Origin of the sequence: Bacillus sp. JJ1503 (assembly GCF_036965125.1) — a bacterium.
Lineage (GTDB): Bacteria > Bacillota > Bacilli > Bacillales > Cytobacillaceae > Cytobacillus.
Genome location: NZ_JBALOZ010000120.1, coordinates 1 through 1459, shown reverse-complemented (window position 1 = coordinate 1459; position 1459 = coordinate 1). Strand labels below are relative to the sequence as shown.

Below are 1459 nucleotides of genomic sequence, written 5' to 3'. Positions count from 1 at the left end.
ATTAAGTCTCAACCTGAGTTTAGAATAATGAAAGTGATTGTAGATAAATAAAATCGAGAGGGATTATTGATGAAACAATATTATTGTACCGACTGTTTAAGTTTATTTAGAAAAAATGGTAAATGTAAAACCTGTGGAAGCAGCAACATTAAACCAATAACAATAAATGTGGAAAAGCAAACAATAAGGGAGTGAATAAAAAAGTGAGTCGTAAGGAACGTTATCAACCTTTGCCCCAGAGAGTAGTTAATTTGGCTAAATTACTTGATAAGTTTGAAACCGAATCAAATATGAAAAGACCATATAATGTAGGTTTTAGGAACGGATTAGAAACAGCACTCGGTTTAATGGAAATGAGAGAAGTTGTATTAAAACCAATACCAAAATTTTATAAGATTATAATCCTAAAAATTGCTAAGTATTGTGGGTTTAAATAAAAGAGGAGAGAAAATGAAGGTTAATAAAACTGAAATTAATGGTTACATAATTGTATATAAACCCGATCATCCTTCTTGCTTTAAGAATGGCAGCTTTAAAGGCTATATATACGAACATATTTTAGTTGCGGAATTAATGCTTGGAAGACAATTGGAGCAAGACGAGGTTGTTCATCATTTGAATTTTAATAGACAAGATAACCGGAAAAAAAATCTACTTGTCTTATTAAAAGGGCTGCATACAAAAATACACAACTGGATAAATCGAATGGGGCTAAAAGAAAAAATTGAAACAGATGCTCCAAAAGGGCATCACATAGAACAATGTAAAAATTGCTTTGAGTATTTATTGCAGAATGAAAAGTTTTGCTCAAATGAATGCCAACGAGAGTACTACTTGCAAAAAAAGAAAGAGCGTCCAAGTAAAGAAGAACTTGAGGAAATGCTTAGATCGATGAACAAGGTTCAAATTGCAAATAAATTTAATGTGTCTAGAAGTTCAATACAGGTTTGGGCAAGAGAATATGGAATTGCATAATTTTATAAAAAAAAAAATTAAACACTAACTTACAAAAGGGAAAGGAACTGTTAAGAATACAAAATATATTAAGTCCTCTTGAATTAGCGACATTAATATATACCCAATCAAAAAATCCAATCGATATTAAAGAAAGGGGAAAAATGTGAAAATATTTTGTTTGATAACTCTCCCGCTGTTGTACTACTTCATTAGTGCTTACGTTGGGAATAATTCTAATGTTTTTGAATTAATGGTTATGGGTCAAATTGGATATATCATTGGATGTTTAATTCATCTTGAAAGTTTAATAAGTAAAAAACAAAAATTACAATAGTTGTCTCAGAGATTACAATATTATGTAGTCTTTTTTATTTTAACTTAAAACATTAAATAATAATTTATGAAGGAGAAATGAAAATGAGCAAATTAACACTTAAAAATATTGAGTTAGATAATAAAAAGTTTGACGAGAAGAAAGAGATTACTTTTCCAGATGGACACA

The 1459-nt window shown here is 29.3% G+C and carries 2 protein-coding genes; both read left to right on the top strand.

Annotated features, from left to right (window positions below; genetic code table 11):
* Positions 1-203: 203 nt before the first annotated feature.
* The gene (locus tag V7149_RS10485; RefSeq protein WP_335345575.1) at positions 204-437 is read left to right on the top strand and encodes a hypothetical protein; all 234 of its coding nucleotides are present in this window, start codon (positions 204-206) and stop codon (positions 435-437) included.
* Between the two features lie 13 nt (positions 438-450).
* Positions 451-975: an HNH endonuclease gene (locus V7149_RS10480; protein WP_335345574.1), complete on the top strand. Its 525-nt coding sequence runs from the start codon at positions 451-453 to the stop codon at positions 973-975.
* Positions 976-1459: the final 484 nt, after the last annotated feature.